The organism is Variimorphobacter sp. HTMS_6, from assembly GCF_059717775.1.
The window spans coordinates 3,085,031-3,108,147 of the sequence record NZ_AP046094.1; the positions used below are offsets into that span (position 1 = coordinate 3,085,031).

The following is a 23,117-nucleotide window of genomic DNA, read 5'->3' on the forward strand; positions in this document are numbered from 1 at the left end:
GAAAACTATGAATGCATGGTATGACTTTAAACCGGGAAAATGGCAGGATGCAATTGATGTCAGAGATTTTATTTTAAACAACTATACAAAATATGACGGGGACGAAAATTTTCTTGAGAAAGCAACTGATCGTACCTCAAAGCTTAATGCGATGTACTTGGAACTAGCTAAAACAGAACATGAAAAAGGTGTTCTATCCATCAATACTGATAAAGTAAGTTCCCTACTCACCTATGAGCCAGCCTACCTTGATAAGGAGAACGAAATCATCTTCGGTTTTCAAACCGATGCACCATTAAAAAGAGGGGTCAATCCCTTCGGTGGCATACGTATGGCTAAGCAAGCCTGCGAAGCCTATGGCTATGAACTCTCTAATGCGGTGGAAGAACATTTTCGTTACCGAACCACCCATAATGACGGTGTATTTCGTGTATATTCTCCCGAGATGCGAAAAGCAAGAAAGAGTGGTGTAATTACCGGGTTGCCGGACGCCTACGGAAGAGGTAGAATTATTGGTGATTATCGCAGGGTTGCCCTATATGGGGTGAATCGTTTAATCAAGCAAAAGGAAGCGGATAAACTCTCCCTTAGTCATAAAATGATGTCAGAGGAAAATATTAAAACCCTTGAGGAATTATATAGACAAATTGACTTTTTAAATCAATTAAAGCAGATGGCTCTCGGATATGGAATTGATATCTCCAATCCGGCAACAAATGCAAAAGAGGCTGTACAATGGCTCTACTTTGCTTACCTAGGCGCAATCAAGGAACAAAACGGTGCGGCGATGTCACTGGGACGAACCTCCACCTTCCTAGATATCTACTTTGAGCGCGACTTAAAGAATGGAGTAATAACAGAACTTCAGGCCCAGGAGATCATCGATCAATTTGTGCTCAAACTTCGTATGGCCAGACAGCTTCGTACACCGGATTATAACGAGCTCTACGCTGGAGATCCGACCTGGGTTACTGAATCCATCGGTGGAATAACTGAGAGCGGCCAAAGCATGGTGACCAAGAACAGCTTCCGCTTTCTGCACACCTTAACAAACCTGACTCCCGCTCCTGAGCCAAATCTAACGGTTCTATGGTCAGAAGAATTACCGAGGGCTTTTAAAGAATACTGTGCTAAGTTGTCCATCGAAACCGATTCGATCCAGTATGAAAATGATGAGTTGATGAGAGCTGATTACGGTGATGATTACGGAATCGCCTGTTGCGTGTCCGCAATGAAGATTGGCAAGCAAATGCAGTTCTTCGGAGCACGCTGCAATTTAGCTAAGGTACTATTAATGAGCTTAAACGGTGGCAAGGATGAAAAAAGCGGGGAACAAATTGGTCCTGTGACCAAGGTATTTGAAGAAGAAAAGGTACTGAATTATGATGATGTAATGGAACAATTCCTTCCGATGATGGATTGGCTTTGTGGACTCTATGTCAATACAATGAATGTTATTCATTATATGCATGATAAATATGCTTACGAAAAGCTTCAGATGGCGCTGCATGATACTGAGGTCGATAGACTTATGGCTTTCGGGTTAGCCGGCCTATCCGTTGTAGCAGACTCCCTGAGTGCGATCAAATATGCCAAGGTAGTACCACTAAAGGATGAACGAGGAATTATCACTGATTTTAAGATAGAAGGAGAATATCCAGCCTTCGGCAACAATGATGACAGAGTGGATCAAATTGCTACCCTACTTGTGAAGGAGTTTATGACAAGACTTCGCAAATACCCCACTTATCGTAATGCAAAACATACATTATCCATCCTGACAATCACAAGCAATGTAGTATATGGTTCCAAAACAGGTTCCACTCCGGACGGAAGAAAGAATGGTACCCCCTTTGCTCCCGGAGCGAACCCGATGCATGGTAGGGATAAGAACGGCGCACTGGCTTCCTTGCAATCCGTATCCAAGCTAAATTATGATGATTGTAAGGATGGCATCTCATATACGTTCTCTGTCACACCTGATACCCTTGGAAAATCCATGGATGTCCGCAAACAAAATCTCGCTGCTCTTTTGGATGGATACTTTAAACAAATGGGTCATCACATCAATGTAAATGTACTTGACCGTTCCCTCCTCCTTGATGCAAAGGCTCACCCCGAAAAATACCCGAACCTTACCATCCGTGTATCCGGCTACGCCGTTCGCTTCAACTCGCTTAGTCCCAAACAACAGGACGAAGTCATCGCACGAACGTTCCATTGTTCTTTGTAAGTTGATACGCTGAGTTATTGAAACAGAAATGAGGTGTAACATAACCCCTCACTCACAGGTTGAAGTACACCTCCGTGATTTTGTATGCCCCAATCGTACAATGAAATTGTTCGCTTGGGGCATACAGATATTCACGGAGTCGTTCTTCAAACAGTGAATTATGGGGATATTGTTACACCTCATTTCTGTTGCCATACACATTGGAATCAATTTATTTTAAAAGCACTCTGAGATACGTTCTTCCGCTTGGGGAAAGGAAGAGTGAAGAAACCTTAATACAATACGAGCGATAATCGAGTGGAAACGTGCCTCTGCTGAATAGTATATCACTCTCTTTTTCGTAACCTAGGCTATGCTAAAGATTCCGCAACTAAAAATAGCGCCTTCATATACTTGACTGCTTATCACTTAATACCTTCAAAAATAGCGCATGCTTTATTAATCCATAAGGAGACCGTTTATCGCCGTCGGCAGTGCCGTTACGTGCGATAATCGAGTGGAAACGTGTCTCTGTTGGATAATAATGCATACGCTTTTTCTTTACCTATATGTGATAAGCCTCATTAACTATAAGGCGCGCTCATCTTTATTTACCAATCTTTAGAATGCCTTCAACCACTGCTTGCATCTCAGCGGTTTCACAAACTGTATTATGAAGAACCGGAGCGGTACGAATCTCTTCTACTGCATTTGGAATCTCAGTACCGGATACTTTCTTTAACACAAGAGCCTGATCGTAATCCTCACTAGGGATCTCATCAACATTAAGCGCTGAGAGAACACTGTTTGCAAATTTATATGGACTTGCCGTGGATACAATTACAGACTTTGTTGCATCCTTTGTATTATTTACATATCCACTATATACACTTGCTGCAACCGCAGTATGAGTATCAATTACATAGTTGTTATCCTGATATTCCTTATCGATTGCTGCTCTTGTTTCAGTTTCGGATGCCCAACCACCTACAAAACCATGAAGTTTTTCCTTCATGTTGTCAGTGATTTCATAAACGCCCTGATTATTTAAAGCCTTCATGAATTGCGCTGTCTTTTCAGAATCATTACCAGCGATATGATAAATCAAACGTTCCAGATTACTGGATACCAGAATATCCATGGATGGTGATTCTGTTAAGATAAATTCTCTATTTCTATCATAACAACCTGTTTCAAAAAAATCAAAAAGAACCTTGTTATCGTTAGAGGCACAGATTAATTTGTTGATCGGAACACCGATGCTTTTTGCATAATAAGCAGCAAGGATATTACCAAAGTTACCGGTTGGAACAACAAAATTGATTGTTTCTCCTGCTTCTATCTGTTTCTCTCTGTATAAAGATACATAGGAGTGAACGTAATAAACGATCTGAGGTACTAATCTACCAATATTAATGGAGTTAGCAGAGGAGAATAAATATCCGGAATCCTTAAGACTCTTTGCAAGATCGGTATTATTAAACATCAGTTTTACACCGGTCTGAGCATCATCAAAATTACCCTGGATACCGATAACATACGTATTATCACCCTTCTGAGTAACCATCTGCTTCTCTTGAACACTACTTACGCCATCTTTCGGATAGAACACGATGATTTTTGTACCCTCTACATCTGCAAAGCCTGCTAATGCAGCTTTACCAGTATCGCCTGAGGTTGCAGTAAGTATTACGATATCCTCTTTTACTTCATTCTTCTTCGCAGCCTTCGTCAGAAGATGAGGAAGAATGGATAATGCCATATCTTTAAATGCAATGGTTGCACCATGGAATAATTCTAAATAATATGCTTGACCAACTTTCTTCAGTGGAGCAATTTCAGGAGTATCAAACTTTTGATCATATGCTTTATTGATACAATCCTTTAATTCTTCTTCCGAATAGTCGGTAAGAAAAAGTTTCATTACTTCGTAAGCGATCTCACGATAATCCATCTTAGAAAGTTCTTCAAATGATTTTGACAATACCGGCATCTCCTCCGGTACAAATAAGCCGCCATCCGAAGACAAGCCCTGCAGCACAGCTTGAGAAGCTGTAACTCTGTTATTGGAGTCTCTTGTGCTTCTGTACATTAGGTTCATATCACTTCATTCCCCTTTTCCATTTATTCAACGTCTGTTTTCTCCCTAACGAATTTTGCTTTTCTAAAAACAAAATCTGTATTACATTTATAAGAATTTTACATCAGGTGAGTTTCATGTATTATAACACGCTTATTCTTCGGATACAATAGCTCTAATATATTTTTGTATACTTATGCACAACTATCTACGTTTATAAAAATCGTGTCCGCCGTGTTTAAAAAGCCAATTCAAACGAGTGTCAAACCATCTTGTTTTTGCGGAGCTTAATCTACTCTTTGATACAAAATATAATGCACCCTTGGAGTAGTCTACTCCATCCAAGGCTTTTTCCACTGCTGCTTTGGTACTCGCAGAAACTTTAACCCTCCAGAGCTTTCCACTCTTCGCAGGGGAGAACTGATACCTGTTACCCGAGTGTTGAAGAATTACCCCTTTAATTGATTTTGGGAATGTTCCGCTTTTTACTCGGTTTATAACAACATTCGCAACAAGAATTTTACCGACTGTATCTTCTCCACCGGCTTCTGCTTGTACAATTCTTTGAAGCAAGGTCACATCATTGCTCGAAATATTACCATATGCTGAACGGTATGTGAGCTCCGGGGAGCTTGTCCTTACTTTTTTCTTAGGAGCTTTTTTGGTTTTCGGCATAATGCCCGTCTGCTGCATTAAGCTGTCAAAAGTCTCTCCATTCATCTCGGTACCGAATAACCATACCGTATCACCACTCGTCGTTGAATCCTCGTCCTCTTCACTTAGATCATACGACTGATCTGACTCCGTAGTATTTGAATTTGTATCACTTGTTGTTCCATCGTCTGTAGTTACATCACTTAATGCTGCTACATACAACGGTTCTTGCGTTCCTTCTTCAATGTCAGTATTGATATCTGCTGCCTTTGAGCTAATATTGTAAAACGTATCTGAACCCAAAGCTAACAAAAACGCTGACAGTAGATATGCAACGAATACCATCTTAAAACCATGGTTATTCTCATGCATTTTTCTCTTTTGAAGAAACGAATATATTTTAGACATACTCTTTCCTCTTTCTTTCAAATTTATAAAGCGTAAAGCTTTTCCACATTTTGGTTGCTATCCGACAACTATTCTGCATTATAGGTAACGAAGTTTTTTATGTCAATAACACAGTGTGATTTTCGTTATAACGTATAACTAATATTTTCCTTGGATTATGTTTACAATGTAAATACATACAAATAGTTTGCAATTTTCATTGATTTATTATGCAAATTGCACAGGCATATTTTAACAAATTATTAACGATATATTAAATATTTTATGCAAATCCTTTCCATTTTATGACTATTCTACTCCACTAGTATGTAAATTCCTTATTTTGAAGGGTATTCTACACAGAATGTATTTAACAATTTAGTAACATAACAGGCTTTTCTTGCGTTTTATTTTTGTTTCTGATATATTCAAAATATACCAAAATCCCAGTAATCAAAGGGATATATGAGGATAAAACAGGGGGTGATATCGATCTTACCAGGTGTACATCAAGCGATTAAAGCGAACGGAGAAACTTATTATCGATCCTCGATTACTTATGGAGGAAAGCATATCAGTTTAGGGAGCTATTCCGAGGAAGAAAAAGCAAGTCAATCATACCAACTGGCATCGGAAGTTTTATCTGAAACAGCCAAATATACCATAGAAGATTATCCCTCTGACTGTATTCTGACTTTTCATAAATGGGTCGTGTTAATTAATTTTAGGGATAACCGAATTTATTTTAAAAATCCCATCTATCTTAAACAGAGATACTTCCTATATTATATAGATGAAACAGATCCTCTCAAATTTAGTGCAGAAGATTTATTCTATTATGCTCGTCATAAAATCATGAGACGAGGAGGGTATCATTTTGTTTCAGATTATGGGATGCAGATTGGTATTCTATCCCGATACGGAATTAAAAATTATGCCGTGGCTGGAAGAGATTATCTATTTGTCAATGGTGATAACACAGATTTTAGATACCAGAACATTGAAGTAATCAATCCATATCATGGAGTATCAAAGGTATACTTTAAAAACAAACCGGCTTATATGACTAAAATTCATATCAACGGTGATTATCTGGTAGGTAAGTATGAATCAGCTGCGGAGGCTGCTATTGCTTATAACAAGGCTGCTTTATTACTTAACAATTGTGGTTTGGATAAAAACTTTCCTCAGAACTTTATTGAGGGAATTGATGAGATTGCTTATGCCTCTATTTTTCAAAAGGTCAGTTTATCAAAAAAATTCAGAGTATATGCAGAGAGTTTTAAAAAATAACACATTTTATTATTTTTAATGGATAAAATAGAATTACATTATTATATAGAAGAAATATGAAGCCCAACAATTCTCATTTACAATTGCTTTATGTCATGGTAGAATACAACCTGTGAGTAGTACAGATGGTCGCGCCTATTATAGGTGAGGAAAGTCCGGGCTTCACAGGGCAGGGTGCCGGATAACGTCCGGTGGAGGTGACTCCAAGGCTAGTGCAACAGAAATATACCGCCAGAGTTTACTCTGGTAAGGATGGAAAGGTGGCTTAAGAGACCACCGCCTTGTTGGTAACAACAGGGGCAGATGTAAACCCCACCCGAAGCAAGACCGAACATAAAGCAATACGGCTGCCCGCCGTGCTTTAGGGTAGGTCGCGTAGTATCTGCGTAAGCGGTACTGGAGCCACATGGTAACATGTGGTCAAGATAGATGACCATTCAAGACATAACCCGGCTTATCGTGCTGCTCATATCAGAAGAAAATTAAGGCTGTCGTGCTTAAAGTACGACAGCCTTTTATATAAGTTAGGTTGTTAGGTTTATTATCACAATAAAGATTAAGATGTTAAAGCATCTTATTAACCTACGGCTCACTCATTTTGTGTGAAAATGTTACAAGTATTATCATGAATCAAAATACATTTTCACTTCATCACACCTTAAAACAGCTTCCTCCCACAAATTCTTTCAAAATCGAATTTTGTGGTACGGTTTCGCTCGGCGTGCTTATAAAATAATCCAGGAATTTAAGTAATCTTTTTGCTTCCACATATTCTTCACTGTTGCGATCTATGCCAAATAGGATTGGTTCCGCGTATTGCTTTAATACAGCCAGTTCATATATCAATGCAGAGTTGAACATTACATCTGCGTCTTCCTGAAACGGGAAGATATTCTCATCCTCTCCCCTTCGTACGGAAGGCCACATCGAGATGGTTCTCTGCGCAGAGGCTCCTCTTGTTCTAGCATCTCGAACCATGCGACGGATCAATCGTCCATCCGTAGTCGGAATCCGATTATGTTCATCAATATTAAGCTGTGTGAGAGCACTAATATATATCTTGAATTTACTCTCTCTCGGCAAGGAATAGGATAGCGCATCGTTTAAGCAGTGAATTCCTTCAATTACAAGAATATCGTCAGCGCCAAGTGTTAGAAAATTATTTTTATACTCCCTTTTTCCGGTCACAAAATTAAAATTTGGAATATCAACGGTCTTTCCGTTTAGTAAATCAGTCATATCTTTATTGAATTGCTCTAAATCAATCGCTTTTAATGTCTCAAAATTATATTCACCATTCTCATCCTTCGGAGTCATATCACGATCTACGAAGTAATTATCCACCGCGATAGGATGTGGTTTCAGACCATGTGCCTTAAGCTGAATACTAAGCCGATGAGAGAATGTAGTCTTACCGGAGGACGATGGCCCTGCTATCATAATGAACTTTTTATTTCCAGCTTTTTTTATGCTCTCTGCAATATCACTGATTTTTTTCTCCTGCAAAGCTTCCTGCACCAGTATCAAATCATTCATTTTGCCCTGCGCTATGATATCATTTAACGCACCAACATTCGGAATACTCAACATTTTAGCCCAATGATTTGACTCCTTAAGCGTCTCATATAATTTCACTTGGGGAACAAATTCTTCAACCAATGTGGTGTTCTTCTTATTAGGCTGTAAAAGCATGAATCCATCATCATATTCAATTAAATCAAAATATTTTACAAAGCCCGAGCTTGGTGGCATATAACCGTAAAAATAATCTTCAAACCCATCCAAACTATAAATATTAGCTTTGGATACGCGACGATAGCGGAATAATCTCTCTTTATCATACATACGATATTGACGAAACAGCTCGATGGCATCATCGGTTCCAATGCTTCGTTTTACGAAGGGAATATCCCGTTTTATAATCTCCTCCATGCGTTTTTTCACCGATTGGATACGCTCTTTTGTCAAGGCAACCTTACCGTCATAATCACAGAAAAGTCCATTTCCTACAGTATATTCCACAGAGACCTTTTCTACATTCTTTTCTCCAAACTCTGCATAAAACGCCTTTAGCATCACTAGAATCAATCCACGTGAGTAAGTTTTTCCGCCCGCATCATTCCCGGTAGTGACAAAACGGATGGTACAGTCATGCTTGACCGGCTTAAACAGTTCTCTTAAACGGTTGTTTACAAATGCCAATATAATCTGGTCTTTAAAGTCTTTTTGAAAATCCTTACTGATCTCTAAAAGCGAGGTATTCTTCGGATACTCATATTCCTGATTACAAATCAACACTTTAATATTTGAATTCATACTACGTACTCTCCTCTTTTTAAACACACATTTTAAAATACTCTAGACCATGATTAATTAATTCTATTCTATCTTTTAATTCCTTTTCTCGCTGCTGTGCCTGTTCGGATCTGTTATGCTCCAATGCCTTATAAATCTCATTACATATTTCCAAATCCCACAAGAGGAATTCCCGAAGCACCGGGTTCCTACTCTCCAATAATAGCTTACCGTAATGAAAATGTTCCTCGCTCGATAACAAATAATTTTTATCATTATCAACATTTTTTTTTGGTACAGCTTTTATCATCGCATAATATTTACCATCCTCTTTTAACATATTCTCTTCAAGAATGATAAATTCCTGTTCTGATAGCAAATGTCGAACCTTATATATCTCTGATTGTGGCTGCAAAATCAGCTCACGAACGGATTTCATAACATCTTGGCGATCAGTTAATATCTGTACCATCAAAGCTCCACCCATGCCGGCAATTACCACTGAATCAACTTCTCCAACACTTAACGCCATTAAGCCATTTGATTTTCTTGTCTCTATTTTCTCTACGCAGCCATATCTTGTAATATTTTCTTTTGCTCTATCAATTGGCCCTTGGTTAATATCCATAGCAATAATATGCTCCGCTATTTGATTCTTAGCAAGATAAATAGAGGTGTAGGCATGATCACAACCCACATCAGCCACTCTATTCCCCTTTGTCACCATATTCGCCACTGCTTGTAATCTTCTTGAAAGCTGCATGTTGTCCTCCACTGTATGCAAAGCATATATACTATTTTATTGATTGTATACTCCCTATTCTACCATGATTTGTCATATATTATCAACCGTAATGCAGTGTAGACGGATTATTTCTGGACTTCATACTAGGGACGGTTGCTGACAGAAATTCTGGGAGATAGGATGGAAGCTTATAGAGCTGTTACAGTTTACTAGCGCTTCTATGGTATCCTCCCTCACTCGGATGCCTAAGAATTGCACGTAAACTGCAAATGCTCCATAAGTTTCCATCCCATCTCCTGATTTTCTGCCAGCAACCTGTCTTTGTATTGTTCTACTAGAAAATTAATCCTTATATTTGTACCCATTGCATCTAATATCGGTATATATCGATAACGCAAGTCGATATTTGAATCCAAAATAATTGTGCTGAAAGTCTATCCTATTTATGGACGAACCCTACCCTGGCTTTTAACAATGAGCCAAGAAAATGGGCTGTTTCAAAATATACCCCTCCAAAATGCTCCCTGCGATATACTTCACGTTAATGTATACCGATTATATAGCAGGTTCCTTAGGATTATTATTTTGAAACAGCCCATTCTAAGTACTACAGTTTATCAAACAAATAAGTTATGAATCTGGAAAAGATATTTAAATATATTTTACTCTAAATAATCCTTCAGTTTACGGCTACGGCTAGGATGTCTAAGCTTACGTAGAGCCTTTGCTTCAATCTGACGAATACGCTCTCTGGTTACATTGAACTCCTTACCAACTTCCTCTAGGGTACGAGCTCGTCCATCATCTAGACCGAAACGAAGGCGTAAAACCTTCTGCTCTCTCTCTGTTAAGGTTCCAAGTACTTCCACCAACTGTTCTTTTAATAAGGTAAATGCTGCTGCATCCGCAGGAACGGGTACATTATCATCCTGAATGAAATCTCCAAGATGGCTATCTTCCTCTTCACCAATCGGAGTCTCTAAAGATACTGGTTCCTGTGATATCTTCTGAATCTCACGAACTCTTTCAACCGGCATATTCATCACTTCAGAGATTTCCTCCGGAGAAGGCTCTCTACCCAACTCCTGTAATAACTGACGCTGAACTCTAGTTAACTTATTAATTGTCTCTACCATATGCACGGGAATACGAATCGTTCTTGCCTGGTCTGCAATCGCTCTTGTGATAGCTTGTCTAATCCACCAGGTCGCATACGTACTGAATTTATATCCCTTACGATAATCAAACTTCTCAACAGCTTTTATCAAACCAAGGTTACCCTCCTGAATTAAATCAAGGAATAACATACCACGTCCCACATAACGCTTCGCGATACTTACAACCAGACGTAGGTTTGCTTCAGCCAGACGTTTTTTCGCATATTCATCACCCAGCTCCATCTTTCGTGCCAGTTCAATTTCCTCATCTGCATTCAAAAGCTGAACCTTACCAATTTCCTTCAAATACATACGAACCGGGTCTTCGATATTAATACCCTCAGGAATTGATAAATCTATGGTTTCTATTTCCTCTTCATCTTCAAGAATGATATCCTCTTCATCTTCTTCGGAGATCCTAAGAACATCGACATTGTGCTTTTCGAGGTAATCATATATTTTTTCAATGCGCTGGGGATCCAACTCCATATCCGCAAAAAAATCGTTAACCTCCTGAAATTCCAGTACATTTTTCTTTTTCTCGGCAAAAGCCAGTAGTTCTTTCAGTCGCTCCGTAAATTTAACTATATTGTCGTCCATAGATAATCCTTCCTTTTCTAACTCTTATTATATTTTAACCATCATTTTATGAAGTATGCAATCCGGGCTACTTGGGGATTTTAACTCCGGCCGCTTCATTTCGGTTAATTTACAAATGCATCTGCTTTTTCTTAAGTTCCATCTTCTCCTGAATAATTTTCATAAGCAGGGCTGTATCATTCTTTTGAGTTGCTTGTTGACTTTGGTAATCTAGGCTATGTTCCTTCAATTTCATTAAAGTATCGTTTAGCGCTTTTCTTTTACCGGCCTCATCCATCTCGCCTCTGATCTCTGCGGAAAATAGGCTTGCAACTTCCGATTGTTCCTCTTTATTCTGAAAGCAGTTAATTATTTTTGCAGGAATTACTGCCTGCTCTTTCTCATATTGGTCAAAGACCAATGCTGCAACCTCTTTATATATTCCTTCCGTAAAATCCTCCGGACCTAAAAATCCTTTAATTTTATCAAAGAGGGAATGATCTTCTATTAACCAAGTAAGCATAAGCTTTTGAGATTTTGAAATTCCGTCCTCCGGAGCCTTCTTGCCTCTAGATGATTCCAAACGGTACTCCTTTGGTTCATTTAATCCCACCACAATCTGTGACCCCAGTCTGTTCACTAACTTACGAAGCTGCTCCACATCAATCTGATATTCCTTGGCAATCGCATCAATATAAAAGTTTCTTTCTAATTCCTCTCCAAACCCAATCAATTTTTTGGCTGTTTCGTGAAAGAACTTTGTCTTTTGCTCCGGATCGGCCATATTGAAGCCGGTCTGTAATACATCAATTTCAAAGAAAAAGCTATTCTTCGCTTCATCCAGCCTCTTTTGATATTCCACTGCGCCCAGTGCTTTAATAAATTCATCCGGGTCCTTATACGGTTTCATATTAACCACTTTAATGGATAATCCTACATCTTTTAGAATTGGTATCGCTCGGAGTGCCGCCTGCGTTCCAGCCGAGTCACTATCAAATGTAAGTAATACTTCATTCGTATACCGTTTTAACAGATTTGCATGAAACATCGTAAATGCTGTTCCAAGAGCTGCTACCGCATTCGTAAATCCAGCCTGATGAAGAGCAATCACATCCATATACCCTTCACAGATCAATAGCTGTGTTTTCCTTGATGATCTTGCATAATTTAAACCGTAAAGATTTCTGCTTTTATCAAAGAGCATAGTTTCGGGCGAATTCAGATATTTAGGTCCTCCTTCTCCCATTACACGTCCACCAAATCCGATTACTTTATGATTTACGTCCATGATTGGAAACATAACTCGATTCCAGAATTTGTCCGTTCCGCCTCTTTGTTCATCAATCGTTACCAATCCTGAATGTTTTAGAAAACCGTCATCATATCCAAGACCTTTTAGATATTTGTATAAATCATCACTAAACTTATTCGAGTAACCAAGGCCGAATTGCTTGATTGTCTCTTCTGAGAGTCCTCTTTCAACCAAATACTCATGAGCAGCTTGTCCTCTCTTAGAAGCCAGCTGGTAATAAAAATACTTCGCTGCCTGCTTATTTACTTCAAGTAATCTGCCCTTTAAATCGGACTGTTTCTTAGCCTCTTCCGAGTACTCTTGTTCCGGAAGCGCAACTCCTGCACGCTCTGCCAGGTGTCTCAGTGCTTCGATAAATGTATAATTTTCATACTCCATAATAAAGGTGAATACATTGCCTCCGACTCCGCACCCGAAGCAATGATACATCTGCTTTGAGGCGCTCACGGAAAAGGAAGGGGTCTTCTCATTATGGAAGGGGCATAGCCCCATATGATTGCTGCCTTTTTTCTGCAATCTTATGTAGGTACCTATTACACTAACAATATCATTTTTACTTCTGATTTCTTCTACCAGTTCGTCTGAATAAAACATAGTGTACTACTCCTTCCATCTAAATTCATCACGAAACCAGTATCGGCATATTCTGCTTTTCCTTATGAGCTTCGTATATGATTCTTCCCGGTCTTTCAATATTCCTTCATCAGAACGGGGTCAATACACACTCCAGGAAGACGGAATCATTAATTCTTTGAACTTCGTAATTGCATAATTATCTGTCATTCCTGCAATGTAATCGCATACAACAAGGTAGAGAGGCTCATTCAGTTGTTCCATACGGTGAATATATTCCGCCGGTAAATAACTTGGATGCTCTATATAATAAATAAATAATTGCTCAAGTAAACGTTCCGCTTGTTCTTCCTGACTTTTTGCCTTCTTATTTAAATAGACACTTTCAAACATATATTTTCGTAAATTACGCATTGCTGTCTCTATCTCAGGTGTCATAATGATATCATTCTTATTTTCACTATTGGTTACTATATCATGTATCAACGTATTCAAGCGTTCTCCCAAACTATGACCGAGCACATCCGTATATTCCCGTGGGATATCCTCTTCCTTCATCAATTGGGCTCTGATTGCATCGTCAATATCATGATTAATGTATGCAATTTTATCACATAACCGAACAATCTTCCCTTCCAAAGTGGAAGGTTTTCCTGCTGTTTGATGGTTCATAATTCCATCTCTTACTTCCTTCGATAAATTCAATCCTTGTCCATGTTTTTCTAATACTTCCACAACACGGATGCTTTGCATATGGTGTTCAAAACCCTTCGGGCAGATACGATCAAGTGCTCGTTCTCCTGCATGACCAAAAGGTGTATGTCCCAGATCATGCCCTAATGCAATCGCCTCCGTTAAATCTTCATTCAACAAGAGTGCCTTTGCGATGGTTCTGGATATCTGAGATACCTCCAGGGTGTGAGTCAGTCTGGTTCTGTAATGATCCCCTTCCGGTGATAGAAACACCTGTGTTTTATGCTTTAGCCTACGAAATGCCTTACAATGGTAGATACGATCTCTATCCCTCTGATAGATGGGACGAATATCGCATGGTTCTTCATACACGTCTCTTCCAAGCGATTCATCAGAAAACGCCGCAAAGGGACTTAAAATCTCATGTTCTCTCTGTTCCTGTTTCTGTCTGATATTCAACCTATGCTCCATATCTTCACCTCAGTTCCACTTCACAAAGCGGTCATATAATCGTGTGAATGAGTTCTATCCTGCCATAGTTATAAAACATTATTCCAAATTCCTAATATGTATATTCATAAGACGAATTCGTGCCTATACTACTAATATTCTACAAAGACTGCCTATTTCCTTTTTTTATTTTTAAAAAGTTGAATCTTTATTACATAACGTTAATTGCCAAAGTAAATTCCAGTCCGCATCTTTCAAAAGCTGATTTTACTTTGGCAATCTATGTCCATACCGTTTACCTTACAGTTTATCTGTCAAACTCATTTATGTTATAGTTATGTTGCTATGTCCCGGTAAATAAGGAGGTACCAACATGGCCAATAATAAACATTTAACGCTAGAAGATCGCTCAACTATCCAATCCATGCTAAAGGACAAAACATGCTTCAAGGAAATTGGGCGGGTTCTTTTCAAGGATCCTACGACGATTTCAAAAGAGATACGTTCCCATCTAGTCTTTCGACGTATCGGAGGTATGCACACTCGTTACAATGCATGTCAGCATCGCTTTTCCTGTTCAAAAACTCACCTCTGTAGTCCCTGCAATGCCGATCGCAGATTCAAGCTTTGTAAACACTGCTCCATGTGCAACTCTTTTTGTAAGGACTTTCAAAAAACTCTATGCTTTCTTTTGGAAAAACCACCGTATGTCTGCAATGGATGCTCAAAAAGATTTCAATGCAGCCTCGAAAAACGCTATTACTATGCAGAAGAAGCTCATAAGGAATATCGCTTGATTCTTTCAGAGACTAGATCTGGCATCTCTCTTTCCGAAGAAGAGGTTCTGTATCTTGATGATCTTATCTCTCCTCTTATCAAGCAACAACAGTCTCCTCATCATATTTATGTAACAAATCGTGACTCCATCATGATCAGTGAGCGCACGATTTATCGATTAGTAGATGCTCGTGTTCTTTCTGCAATGAACCTTGATCTTCCTAGGAAAGTTCGCTACCATTCTCGCAAAAAAACAATTCAGCTAAAAGTGGACAAATCATGTCGCATTGGACGCAATTATGAATGCTTTCAAGCCTTCCTAACCAATCATCCGGATGTCCCCATTACTCAACTCGACTCTGTTGAGGGCAAAAAAAGCGGAAAAGTTCTGCTTACAATTCACTTTGTGAATACTGAAATGATGCTTGCTTTCCTCCGTGATCATAACGATTCTAAGTCAGTCATAGCGATTTTTAATGCACTATACCGAAACCTAGGATCGAAATATTTCACACGGATTTTCCGAGTATGTCTCGCTGACAATGGAAGTGAGTTCTCCAACCCAAAGGCAATTGAGTTTGATGTGTTGGGGAACCAAAGAACACATATCTTTTATTGCAATCCCAACGCACCTTATCAGAAAGGATCGGCTGAGCGCAATCATGAATTTATAAGATGTTTTTTGCCCAAAGGCACTGATTTAGAGCCATATACTCAGAAAGATATCAATCGAATGATGGATCACATTAATTCGTATAGCAGAGAAAGTATTGGTGACAAATCTCCTTACGATATGTTTGCCTTCCTCTATGGCAAAGACATTCTAGATTTACTTGAGTGCCACCGTATTCCTCCCCAGGATGTGACACTCAATAAATCTATTTTTGATAAGGAGGTCGAATTATGATGTACGATAAAAAATCCATTAGTTATCAAATCAACCTTGAAGCGCTTCACGAAATGGAGGAATGTGTCCCAATGACGCTAGATGAACGCAAAAATCTACGTGAATGGGTCCGTAAAGGCCATGACATCGATTCCAATCCATGGGATTACTTAGATTCTGACGATATGCCACTCAACTTCCTACAAGCATATCGGTTAGAGATTGGATATTCCAGTGGCCCATGGGACTACTGGAAAGGCCCCGAACATCAAACATACTGGAATGATGACTTAAAATGTTTCTTATCAAAAGATGAAATCTAACCACCAATAAACCAAACCGGGACACAGCATCACATAACTCCATTGACGGGTGGAATTTACTCTGGCAAAAAAATGACTAAATCTCACTCGCGCTGAATTGCGCCCTTTTTTCCTTACCTAAGTCCAATTTTACACCTATAATCACCAAAATGCATTAGTTTTAAGAGAACATAGCAATTCATTCTTGATCTCCACTACTTTACTGTCATGGGACTAGAGGTTTACTATGGCAAACTAGAACTTACCCTGTCAATTGACCCTTTATTACATAACTAAATTGCCAAAGTAACTTCCAGTCTCCATTACTAGGAGGCAGTCCATACTTTGGCAAATAGTAACTTACATAATCAATTGATCTCTTTAAAATGGTGAGTACCATTATTTCTTGTCACAATTCTCTTTTATGGAGCAATTTGAACAGGAGGAGCACCCTCCGCAACAAGTTTTGCCCGCCTTTAAATCCTTCACTTTCTTATATATCACAAATCCGGTATAGGAAAAGATTGCCATTCCTAGTAACACTTCAATTAATATTTCAGTCATAAAGCTATCACTCCTTTACAGCTGATACAGGATTCTTCTGGAATTCTGTATCAGAAACATTAATGTATAAATAAGCTTCCTATCTGATATACCAAAGTTGATATCAATAACGCAACTCCTAATTGAAATACGATGGAGAATATAGTCCAGCGTAAAGATCTCATTTCTCTTTGAATAACACCAATGGTTGCAGCACACGGAATATATAAGAGACTGAAAACCATTAGAGAATATGCATTGAGGGCACCAAAGCCGTACTGCGCCAGTGCATCGGTCAAGCTTGCCATTCCTTGCGGTGATGTCACATTTCCAATCTGAAAGAGTACGCTAAAACTGGATACCACAACCTCTTTCGCTGCAACACCGGATATCAAAGCTAACACAACCTGCCACGTTCCGAGGCCTGCCGGTGCTAACACAGGTGCTACTGCTTTTCCGATGATTGCTCCAAAGCTTTTCGACATATCTTCAACCATTCCCGACGGGCCAAAGTTTAGAATAAACCATATAATAACGGATGCTGCAAATATCGTTGTACCTGCTTTTGATAGATATTCCTTTACTTTATCCCATACATAGATAAATATCGTACGTTGATTCGGTGTTTTATACTCAGGAAGTTCAATTAATAAAGAGTTGCTGATTCCACCATTTCCTTTCCCTTTCATGACAAATGCTACGGTGATCGCCACTACAATTCCGATTAGATACATGGAGTAAGCGGCAAGCATAGCCATCTTTCCAAAGAACATCTGTGAAAAGAGTACATAAATTGGAAGTCTGGCACTACAGGACATAAATGGTGTAATTAGTATTGTCTTTCGACGATCATTGATATTTTCAAGACCTCTGGATGCCATAATGGCAGGTACTGTACATCCAAAGCCCAGTAGCATCGGAATAAATGCTCTTCCAGTCAGACCAAGCTTGCTCATAATACCATCCATTATGTATGCCACACGTGACATATATCCGCTATCTTCCAGATATGCCAGTGCTAAGAACAAGATAAATATGTTCGGAAGGAAGGTAAGGATGCCGCCGACTCCCGCTATAATACCGTCTACAATAAGTGAAGTTATAAATTCACCCGCATGAATAGTCTGCAAAAATCGCAATGTTCCTTCTGAAAATGCACCGATGAAAATCTCAAAGCCACCTTTGATAAAATCACCCACCTGAAAGGTAAAAAAGAATACCAATGCCATAATTCCAAGGAAAATCGGCAGTCCGAAGTATCGATGAGTAAGGATTTTATCAACTTTGTCTGTAACTACTGTTTTGTTATTTTTATTTACGAGAACCTCTTCTACAATTTCTTCTATGAAATCATATTTTTGATATATGATATCCCCTTCATAGCTACGATCATAGATGCCCTTTGTATCAACCGGATATTTCTTTAATATAGCATCATCCATTTCAAGGGTCTTTATTGCATACCATCTGGTATTTCTCAAGTCCGGATATTTCATCTGCAATAATTCACAAATATCATCTATTTTATCCTCAATCTCATCGCTATACACCACCGGATAGTCCATATGATGCTCATGCTTATGAGTACGGCACTGCTGCTTTTGCTTATTATGATGATGCTCGAGGTTTTTATCAATATATTTGTCCTGATGATGTGCTACCGTATGCATTAATATATCAAGACCAGTTCTCTTTCTTGCAGACACCGGAATGACTGGAATACCAAGCATCTCCGGAAGTCGGTGAAGATCAATCTCCATACCGCGCTCTTCCACGATATCCATCATGTTTAATGCCAGGATAACTGGTTTTCCAAGCTCGAGCAACTGCAATGTCAGATAAAGATTTCTCTCAAGACTTGAAGCATCTACTATATTAATAATTACATCCACATTGGATTCTAAGATATATTCTCTGGTTAGTCTTTCTTCCATCGTATAAGATGTGAGGCTATAGATTCCCGGCAAATCCACCAGCTTAAAGCGTGCATCATGATACTTAAATGCCCCTTCCTTTTTCTCGACCGTAACTCCCGGCCAATTAGCCACCTTAAGATTTGCTCCGGTATATGCATTAAATAATGTTGTTTTACCACAGTTAGGGTTACCGATAAAGCCTACCTGAATTTCCTTTTTCATTACTCTACCTCCTTCATATCAATGGACTGTGAGATTGCTTTTCCCAGTGCCAATCTGCTACCCCGTACCATTAATATGACAGATCCCTCACGATTACGATTCAGTATTTTTATATCTGTACCACCGGTAAGACCTAAAGCCTCCAGTCTTCCCATAATTGCACGGTCAAGCTGAAGAGAGTTTATTGTATAAGTTGCTCCGATTTTCCCATTATTCAGTGTCATAAAATCATCCCCTCACCAACATCATCGATATCCAAATAATGTAATTGATATTGATTATCATTTTCCGATTTAATTATAGCACTTGAGTCTTCTATGTCAATCTCATTTATTCACAGAATTCAGATGTATTTTTACTATTTTTTATATATTTCTTCCTAAGTTATATTGTAGTATTGAAAAAGCCAAAAGACAGCTAAAATGCAGACATCTTTTGGCTTTTATATATATTCTATTGATCCTGTGATCGATCACGGAAGGAATAGACACATCCACAGTAATCCTGTCGATACAGATTATATTCTTTCGATAGTTCGATGGATCGTTTATATCCGTTCTTCTTTTTAAAATCGGATGGTAGATATTCTACCCCGTATTCCTTCGACAGGCTGTTACCGATCTCATTCAGCTTCTGAGCATTCTTATGTGGGCTAATCGATAAAGTTGTTGTAAAATAATCAAACCCAAGCTTACCAGCCAAAACTGCTGCCTCCCTTAGTCTTAATTCATAGCAGATAAAGCAACGATCCCCGCCTTCCGGCTCCTGTTCCATCCCACTTACAGCCTCATAAAAAGTATTCGGGTGAAACTCACCTTGCATAAAATGCACCTTTGATGCGAGATTCATCTCTTCAATGAGCCTCTGTTGTTCCTCTACTCTTCTAATATATTCCTGCTCCGGATAGATATTCGGATTAAAGTAATAGATCGTAATCTCAAAATAATGAGATAGATATTCCATCACATAACTACTGCAAGGTGCGCAACAGCTGTGAATCAGCAGCTTCGGTCTTCGGTCACTCATCTCACTAATCAGTTGATCCAATTCTTTTTGGTAATTCATTCATTACCCCCTAATAACTCCATCTTTTTTAAAGCACTCTCAAATTTCACTCGATCGATTGGCTTACCAGCATACGCATTACAACCCAATTGAAATGCCTTTGCCACCTTTCTACCTTCGTGAATCGCCGTAGTCATAATGATTTTGGCCGCATTTTCCTCCGGTATGTTATATTCCTTTTCAATATCCCTAATATGTTTCAGTGCCTCAAAGCCATCCACATTCGGCATAACAATGTCCAAGCATATAAGGTCATATCGATCATCAGATTCCAACGCAACGCGAAAAGCTTCCACAGCCTCATATCCATTCACTGTCACATCACATTCACCGTACTTCGACATAATCTTAAGCATATATGTTCTACTGAAGAAATCATCTTCAACAATTAGAATTCTCATAATTACCTCCCAATAATATAGCAACAAAACAAAACCATATTATTTGGTGTGATTTGTTATAAACTGTTTTAAAAATGTAATTAGTTTTTCCATCTCATCCTGTGTTCCAATGGTAATTCTAAGATGATTATTAATACGCGGAAGGTTAAAATATCTGACATAAATATTATTAGCCCTTAATTCATCAAATATTTCTTTCGCAGGGATGCTTTCATGTGTTACAAACAAAAAGTTAGCGCTGGAGGGCAGGCAGGTAAAACCAAGCTTTGTTAGTTCCTGTTCTGATTTCTCTCTGGTAGTTATAATATTTGTGATTTTCTCCTCAAAATACGCACGATCTTTTACCGCCTCAACTCCCGCTTCAATAGAGGTATGGTTCATGGTGTAAGAATTGAAAGAATACTTTACATCGTTTAATGCTTTGATTAATTTTGAATTGCCCATTGCATACCCAATTCTCATACCAGCCATAGATCTGGATTTGGAAAAGGTCTGAACCACCAATAAATTCTCGTATTTTGATATCAACTCTACTGCGGAACGTCCACCAAAATCAATATAAGCTTCATCTACAATTACGATTACATCCTGATTATGAACAACAATATCCTCAATCAATGACAAATCCTCGTATATAGAAGTTGGGGCATTCGGATTAGCGAGAATAACACCACCGTTTTCTCTATAATAATCTTCTTTCACAATTCTAAAGTCTGAATTCAAAGACGGCGTAATAGAAGGAATCTTATAAAGATCACTCCATACCGGATAAAATGAATAAGTAATATCCGGGAATAAAATCGGTTTATCCGAGTTAAAGAAAGTCAAAAATGCCATAGCGAGAACGTCATCCGACCCAACTCCTACAAATACCTGATCGGTATTAACTTGATAAAAGTGGGCTAATTCATCCACTAATTGCTTAATTGTTGAATCCGGGTACAATCTTAATTTATCCCCATCAAATCCATGAAGTACCTTTTCTACTCCCGGCGCCGGTGGATATGGATTCTCATTAGTATTTAATTTTACCATACCCTCTTTGTTTGGTTGTTCGCCCGGTACATAGGGTACCACCTTACGAATATTTTTCTCCCACGGTTTCATGTTTTAACCTTGCATCATATCAATAAATGTTTGATACATTTTCCTTTCTAAATAACCATCTACACTAATACATTTTATATAAAATGTGATAAAATTACAAATTTAATTTTATAGTACTAATTACTTATATTGCTCTGCTAAAAGTTTGAATTTAGGAAGTGCTCTTTCAATCATAGAGTAATCAACACAGTAAGCAATTCTGCAATATCCCGGGCAACCAAACGAAGAACCGGGAACAATGAGAAGATTCTGCTCCTTTGCCTTAGCTGCAAATGCTTTATCATCCTCTTCCAGCGCCTTCACAAACAGATAAAATGCTCCTTGAGGTTTTACACACTCGTAGCCATAGTTAGTCAGATTATTATAAAGCAACTCACGGTTTCGATTATAAATCTCAACTTCAACCTTTGCATCCAGACATTTTGCTACTGCTCTTTGTATTAGTGATGGAGCATTCACATAGCCCAGGATACGATTGGCAACATTCGCAGCCTGAATCACATCCTCATAATCATCCACCTCATTCGGTATTACCAAATATCCGATACGTTCACCGGGAAGAGATAATGATTTACTGAAGGAATAGCCGACAATCGTGTTATTATAATATTTTGTAAGGTACGGAACCTCCACTCCGTCATAAGCTAACTCTCTATAAGGCTCATCCGCAATCAAATAAATTGAGTTTTGAAACTCTAATTGTTTTTTATATAAAATATCTGCCAGATCTTTAATGGTTTGTTCGGAATATACAACACCGGTAGGATTATTCGGTGTATTCACGATAACCGCCTTGGTTTTGCTCGTAATCTTTTGTTCAAACTCAGAGAGATTTGGTTGAAAATCTGTTGTATTCGGTGACACCACAACCAACTCTCCCTCAAAGTTAGATGCATAATTACGATACTCACCAAAAAACGGAGCAAATACGATTACTTCCTCCGAAGGATTTAAAAGTGATTTCAAGATGACATTCAGTCCACCGGCCGCACCGACCGTCATTACGATATTATCCTGATGAAAGGAGGTACCAAAATTGGAATTGATGGAATCAGCAATTGTTTTTCTTACATCTTCATAACCGGAGTTATTCATATATCCATGTACAAGATTTGGACTTTCCTCCGTAATGACCTGAAGAAGTGCCTCTTTGATTTGAGCAGGTGGCTCAACACTTGGATTACCAAGACTAAAATCATATACGTTTTCAGCTCCATAAATACCAGCAAGTCTTTTTCCCTCTTCAAACATCGCTCTTATAATGGAGCTATTCTGTACTAACCCTCTCATCTTCTCTGAAATCATGATATCCCTCTTTCTCATATATGTTCTTATAAATTTTGGTGTAAAGTATAACATACTATCGATTCCATATCAATACTTTTATGGAAGCGGATGGGGGAATAAACCGATTAATCAACAAAGGTATAGGCATAGGAGTTAACTAAGGGGTAGACATAGGAGTTAA

At 38.6% G+C, this 23,117-nt stretch carries 18 protein-coding genes and 1 other RNA gene; 5 read left to right on the forward strand and 14 right to left on the reverse strand.

Going from position 1 to position 23,117, the window contains the following annotated elements:
* Positions 1-7: 7 nt before the first annotated feature.
* Positions 8-2,233, forward strand: coding sequence for a formate C-acetyltransferase (gene pflB, locus AC6IWN_RS13905; RefSeq protein WP_497988009.1), 2,226 nt, complete (start codon positions 8-10; stop codon positions 2,231-2,233).
* Between the two features lie 586 nt (positions 2,234-2,819).
* Here the strand turns inward: pflB and thrC are convergent.
* Positions 2,820-4,313 carry a threonine synthase gene (gene thrC / locus AC6IWN_RS13910; RefSeq protein WP_497988010.1) on the reverse strand — a complete coding sequence of 498 codons (1,494 nt, stop codon included), beginning with the start codon at positions 4,311-4,313 and terminating at the stop codon, positions 2,820-2,822.
* 183 nt (positions 4,314-4,496) lie between these two features.
* Positions 4,497-5,354 (reverse strand): cell wall hydrolase, encoded by an 858-nt coding sequence (locus tag AC6IWN_RS13915; protein ID WP_497988011.1) that lies wholly within the window; start codon positions 5,352-5,354, stop codon positions 4,497-4,499.
* 444 nt (positions 5,355-5,798) lie between these two features.
* Here AC6IWN_RS13915 and AC6IWN_RS13920 point away from each other — a divergent pair, with 444 nt between their 5' ends.
* Entirely contained in the window at positions 5,799-6,626 is an 828-nt protein-coding gene (locus AC6IWN_RS13920; protein WP_497988012.1) for an AP2/ERF family transcription factor, read from the forward strand.
* Positions 6,627-6,739: 113 nt separating this feature from the next.
* Positions 6,740-7,099: RNase P RNA component class A (rnpB, locus tag AC6IWN_RS13925), an RNA gene on the forward strand.
* Positions 7,100-7,277: 178 nt separating this feature from the next.
* Here the strand turns inward: rnpB and AC6IWN_RS13930 are convergent.
* The 5 genes from AC6IWN_RS13930 to AC6IWN_RS13950 form a co-directional block, all read right to left on the reverse strand.
* Positions 7,278-8,942 (reverse strand): uridine kinase family protein, encoded by a 1,665-nt coding sequence (locus AC6IWN_RS13930; RefSeq protein ID WP_497988013.1) that lies wholly within the window; start codon positions 8,940-8,942, stop codon positions 7,278-7,280.
* Positions 8,943-8,961: 19 nt separating this feature from the next.
* Positions 8,962-9,684: a tRNA (adenine(22)-N(1))-methyltransferase gene (locus AC6IWN_RS13935; RefSeq protein WP_497988014.1), complete on the reverse strand. Its 723-nt coding sequence runs from the start codon at positions 9,682-9,684 to the stop codon at positions 8,962-8,964.
* Between the two features lie 644 nt (positions 9,685-10,328).
* Positions 10,329-11,423, reverse strand: coding sequence for an RNA polymerase sigma factor RpoD (rpoD, locus tag AC6IWN_RS13940; protein WP_497988015.1), 1,095 nt, complete (start codon positions 11,421-11,423; stop codon positions 10,329-10,331).
* 109 nt (positions 11,424-11,532) lie between these two features.
* The gene (gene dnaG, locus AC6IWN_RS13945; protein ID WP_497988016.1) at positions 11,533-13,308 is read right to left on the reverse strand and encodes a DNA primase; all 1,776 of its coding nucleotides are present in this window, start codon (positions 13,306-13,308) and stop codon (positions 11,533-11,535) included.
* 120 nt (positions 13,309-13,428) lie between these two features.
* Entirely contained in the window at positions 13,429-14,439 is a 1,011-nt protein-coding gene (locus tag AC6IWN_RS13950; protein WP_497992213.1) for a deoxyguanosinetriphosphate triphosphohydrolase, read from the reverse strand.
* 364 nt (positions 14,440-14,803) lie between these two features.
* On the opposite strand from AC6IWN_RS13950, the gene AC6IWN_RS13955 reads away from it, so the two are divergent.
* On the forward strand, positions 14,804-16,114 hold the full coding sequence (locus tag AC6IWN_RS13955) for an IS30 family transposase (RefSeq protein WP_497987794.1): 1,311 nt from the start codon (positions 14,804-14,806) through the stop codon (positions 16,112-16,114).
* Entirely contained in the window at positions 16,111-16,416 is a 306-nt protein-coding gene (locus AC6IWN_RS13960; RefSeq protein ID WP_497987795.1) for a hypothetical protein, read from the forward strand. Before AC6IWN_RS13955 ends, AC6IWN_RS13960 begins: the two co-directional genes overlap by 4 nt.
* A 378-nt stretch (positions 16,417-16,794) precedes the next feature.
* Here the strand turns inward: AC6IWN_RS13960 and AC6IWN_RS13965 are convergent, their stop codons facing one another.
* The 7 genes from AC6IWN_RS13965 to AC6IWN_RS13995 all read right to left on the reverse strand — a co-directional run bounded on the left by AC6IWN_RS13965 (position 16,795) and on the right by AC6IWN_RS13995 (position 22,954).
* The gene (locus AC6IWN_RS13965) at positions 16,795-16,959 is read right to left on the reverse strand and encodes a FeoB-associated Cys-rich membrane protein (RefSeq protein WP_497988017.1); all 165 of its coding nucleotides are present in this window, start codon (positions 16,957-16,959) and stop codon (positions 16,795-16,797) included.
* 59 nt (positions 16,960-17,018) lie between these two features.
* A complete protein-coding gene (gene feoB / locus AC6IWN_RS13970) occupies positions 17,019-19,076 on the reverse strand; it encodes a ferrous iron transport protein B (protein ID WP_497988018.1) in 2,058 nt (685 codons plus the stop codon).
* Entirely contained in the window at positions 19,076-19,300 is a 225-nt protein-coding gene (locus AC6IWN_RS13975; protein ID WP_497988019.1) for a FeoA family protein, read from the reverse strand. Before AC6IWN_RS13975 ends, feoB begins: the two co-directional genes overlap by 1 nt.
* A gap of 229 nt (positions 19,301-19,529) precedes the next feature.
* A complete protein-coding gene (locus AC6IWN_RS13980; protein ID WP_497988020.1) occupies positions 19,530-20,141 on the reverse strand; it encodes an epoxyqueuosine reductase QueH in 612 nt (203 codons plus the stop codon).
* Positions 20,138-20,542 (reverse strand): response regulator, encoded by a 405-nt coding sequence (locus AC6IWN_RS13985; protein WP_497988021.1) that lies wholly within the window; start codon positions 20,540-20,542, stop codon positions 20,138-20,140. Before AC6IWN_RS13985 ends, AC6IWN_RS13980 begins: the two co-directional genes overlap by 4 nt.
* Before the next feature lie 39 nt (positions 20,543-20,581).
* The gene (gene hisC, locus AC6IWN_RS13990; protein WP_497988022.1) at positions 20,582-21,649 is read right to left on the reverse strand and encodes a histidinol-phosphate transaminase; all 1,068 of its coding nucleotides are present in this window, start codon (positions 21,647-21,649) and stop codon (positions 20,582-20,584) included.
* 120 nt (positions 21,650-21,769) lie between these two features.
* Positions 21,770-22,954: a pyridoxal phosphate-dependent aminotransferase gene (locus AC6IWN_RS13995; RefSeq protein WP_497988023.1), complete on the reverse strand. Its 1,185-nt coding sequence runs from the start codon at positions 22,952-22,954 to the stop codon at positions 21,770-21,772.
* Positions 22,955-23,117: the final 163 nt, after the last annotated feature.